The organism is Mesorhizobium sp. M7A.F.Ca.ET.027.03.2.1 (genome assembly GCF_003999175.1).
Taxonomy (GTDB): Bacteria; Pseudomonadota; Alphaproteobacteria; order Rhizobiales; family Rhizobiaceae; genus Mesorhizobium.
Window position 1 is genome coordinate 1 of the sequence record NZ_RZOM01000598.1, and the last position, 3,807, is coordinate 3,807.

Annotated in this window: 2 protein-coding genes and 1 pseudogene; all 3 read right to left on the reverse strand. The window is 62.5% G+C overall.

The features are described from left to right. On the reverse strand, positions 1-931 hold a 931-nt coding region (locus EN750_RS23030; RefSeq protein ID WP_145967847.1), incomplete at its 3' end, for an ABC transporter permease. Positions 932-1,042: 111 nt separating this feature from the next. Next, the gene (locus EN750_RS23035) at positions 1,043-3,127 is read right to left on the reverse strand and encodes an ABC transporter substrate-binding protein (RefSeq protein ID WP_127397746.1); all 2,085 of its coding nucleotides are present in this window, start codon (positions 3,125-3,127) and stop codon (positions 1,043-1,045) included. Between the two features lie 145 nt (positions 3,128-3,272). Further along, positions 3,273-3,807, reverse strand: a pseudogene (locus EN750_RS23040) (alpha-glucosidase/alpha-galactosidase); the annotation flags it as partial.

Sequence of the window (3,807 nt, forward strand, 5' to 3'; positions counted from 1 at the left end):
GCGTCGCCGACAGCACCATCATGAAGGTGGCGGTGACATAGACGTCGCCGACAGCCATGGAGCCGACGGTCGGCCCGGCGATCGTCGGCAGCGCGAAGATGATCGCGGTCTCGATCTCGCCGGTCAGCATATAGGGCAGCACCACACCCTGATACATGATGAGCGGATGCAGCGCGTTGGGCACGGCGTGGCGCATGACGACGGCGGCACCCGTCAGCCCCTTGGCCCTGGCCGTCTCGACATATTGCGCGTTCAGCGTATCGAGCAGATTGCCGCGCATGACGCGCATATTGTAGGCGAGGCCGCCGAAAGTCGCGATCGCCACCACCGGCCAGACATGCTTGACCAGGTCGACGAATTTGGCCCACGACCACGGCGCGCCACCATATTGCGGCGAGAAGAATGAGCCGATCTCCGACACGTTGAACTGGAACACCAGGAGATAGACGATGATCAGCGCCATCAGGAAGCGCGGCACCGTCATGCCGAGAAAAGAGATGGCCGACAGTGTCGAGTCGATCCAGGTGTATTGCCTTGTCGCCGCCCATATGCCGAATGTGATGCCCAGCACCGAGGCCAGCAGATGGCAGACCAGCGCCAGGAGGAGCGTGCGCGGCAGGCGCTCTCCGACCACGTCGGCGACCGGTTTGTTGTAGTACAGGCTGTAGCCGAAATCGCCGCGGGTGACGATGCCACCGATCCAGTTGAGATACTGGAGAGGCAGCGGCTTATCGAGACCATGCTCGATGCGATAGGCCTTTGCCTGCGCGTCGGCCTCGGCGAAGGAGGCTCCACCCTGGTTGATCGCCTGCGAGCGGATGTAGTCGGCATAATCGCCCGGCGGCGCCTGGATGATGGCAAAGGTGGCCAGGCTCAAAATGGCGAGGACCGGGATTGCCGACGCTATGCGCGTGAGCAGGAATCGCAGCATGGACGGTTCGTTTCCTTGTCTCGCCGATCGCGCCCTTGGTTGCGTCCGGAGGTTGGTTTGTCCGGACGCGCCAGCGGCGCGGCCGGAGGTCTCTCGGTCAGGGAGGTAAACCTAATTCATCGGCCCCTTCTCTCCGGGTTTGCCGGGCAACTCCTCGGGGAACAATTCGTATTTCGCCTGCTTGTCGGCCGCGACAAAGACCCGTTCGCGGATGATCGAATCCTCGGCCCAGTTGAACATGAAGATCGGCGTGCCCTGCGGAATGTTCGAGAAGCGCTTGTTGACGATCAGCGCGCCGGGATATTCCGTCAGGCCGACATTGTAGACGTGCTCCGTCGAGATCTTCTGGAATTGTTTCATCAGGCTGGCACGCTGGTCGTTCTCCTGCGTCGAGACGAACTTGTTGACGATATCGACGAGATCCTTTTCGAACGGCATCACATCGACCTCGCCGTTCTCCGGCGCCCGATGGTCCCAGCTGGTGCGCGGGCCGACCGGGGCAAGCTGCACGGTGTTCTGCACCACCGACGTCAGTTCCTGTTCGTTGCGCCGGACCAGCCAATCGAAGCGGCCCGAATATTGGGAAGCGTCGCGCTGGGTGCCGTTGAGGCCATTGAGCACGACCCGAAGCCCGAGCTTTTCCATCTGGGCGACGACGCCTTCGGCAAGGCTCTTGTCGGTCGTGTAGTCGTTGTTGACCAGCATCACGATCTCGACATTCTTGCCGCCGGCGGTACCGGAAGGGAAATTCACGAAGCCGTCGCCATCCGTATCCTTGAGGCCGGCCTTGGCGAGTTCCGCCTTGGCGCCCTCGAGGTCGAAGGGGTAGTAGACCGTCGAAGCGCGGTCGTAGAAGCTGGTTCCTGACGACAGGCCGCCGGGATAGATGGCGGTGAACGGCCCCTTGACCAGCGAGTCACCGAGCGCCTTGCGGTCGAGCGCCATGGTGACGGCCTTGCGGAAATCCTCGTTGCGGTTCAGCTCGCGGATCGCCTGGCCCCGTTCGTCCGGATTGCCCCAGCCATTCGCGGAAAAATTAAACCGCAGATTGTAGCCGATGAGCCGCGGGCCGAAAGCAAGACGGGCCGGTGCGTTCGCCTCTGCCGCACGCTTCAGCGAGGCGACGAAGTTTTCCGGCTGCTCCAGATTGGAAAAATCGGCCGCGCCGGCCACCGCCTGGACGTCGCGATCGGCCCAGGTCGACAGCTTGTAGTGCAGTTCGTTGAGATAGGGCAGCTGGTTACCCTTCTCGTCGACCTTCCAGTAATAGGGATTGCGGCGCATGACGATGATGTCGTCCGGCCGGTATTCGACCGGGACCCAGCCACCCATCACGGGCATGTTCATGAATTCCGGCGGGAAGGCATTCTTGAACTGATCGTAGGTGTTCTTCGAGTATTTCGGATGCTGCGGCTTCAGGATGTGCGCGGGGCCAGGACAGAAAGTGCCGTAGGCCATGGCGTACAGGTACTGCTTCGGGAAGGCATCCTTGAAGGTCCATTCGACGGTGTAGTCGTCGATCTTCTTCAGCGTCGTGCCGACGCCGAAGCTTTCCGGCGTGGCGCCGTTCAGCGGCGAGACGTTGGGATCGACCACCTCGTCGTCCCAGTAGAACATGACGTCGTCGGCATTGAACGGCACGCCGTCCGACCACTTCGCTCCTTCGATGAGGTGCATGGTCAGCTTGTGGCCATCGCTCGACCAATCCCAGCTCCTGGCCAGGTTCGGCAGCGGCTCGGTGTCCTTGGCCTCGACCTGGAACAGCGGGGCGGTGCGCGTCAGGCATTCGGAGAGGCCGATGTCGATGCCGCCCCAGCCTTGCGTCTGACCGGCGCCGTAGTTCCAGCCTTCCGGCCGCCCGCCGATGACGTGGCGCATCGTATCGCCATAGACGCCGATGCCGTCCTGCATGTTGCCCTTCTTGAAGACCAGCGGCTCCTTCGGCAGCCTGTCCTTCACCGGCGGCAGCTTGCCGGTCTTGACGTATTTCTCGGTGACCCAGTCGGGCTCGTGATATTCGGGGAGCGCCTTGAACTCCAGGATCGAGTCTCGCGCGACATAGTTGATCTTGCCTTCGGCGGGAAACGGTGTCGGCGCCGGCGGAACCGTCGGTTCGGAAGCGTAAGCACCGAGTGCCGAGACCGAGACGCTCAGCGTCAGTCCGGCAGCAAGGCCGATATTGCGGAAATTCCTCACGGTCTCTCTCCCTCTTGTTTGTCCGGAGCGTTTGCACCCGCTCCGCCTCTCCTCGAATTCAAACGGCTTCGTGGCAGTGGATCCGCCTCCCATGGATCCACCATCACCGCATGAATTCCAGCCGGCCCGTCTCAGCCGGCTCGTCTCAGCCGGCTTGCTTCAGCGCGGCTTTTTCGGCGCGTAATTCCTCGATCGAGCGAACGCTGCGCCGTGCGGCGCCCGCCCACTCGCGGGTCTTCACCTGGGATGTCGACAGCCGCTCCCTGGCCGCCGGAACCGCATGGGCATATTGCGGCAGCCAGGCCGCCTGGGCGACGACCATTTCGTCGACCATTTGCCAGACCTCTTCCGGCGTCGAAACCGCGCCGACCAGCGGGTCATGCAGCACGGCGAGCTTCAGAAGATCGATGTCGCCTGATATCGCGGTATGCACCGACATGCGCTGGACATTGATCGAGGCGATGCAGGTGGCGGCGCAGGCCTCCGGCAACGTGATGCCGGCGGCCATGTTGATGCCAAAACGGTCGACGAAGCCGGGCGACTCGATGATGGCATCCTGCGGCAGGTTGGTGATCACGCCATTGTTCTTGACGTTGAAGTGGCCGCGATAGACCCGGTTGGTCTCCAGCGCCTCCAATATGTGGCTGGCATGCTCGTTGGAGCGCTTCGCCCGGTCGATC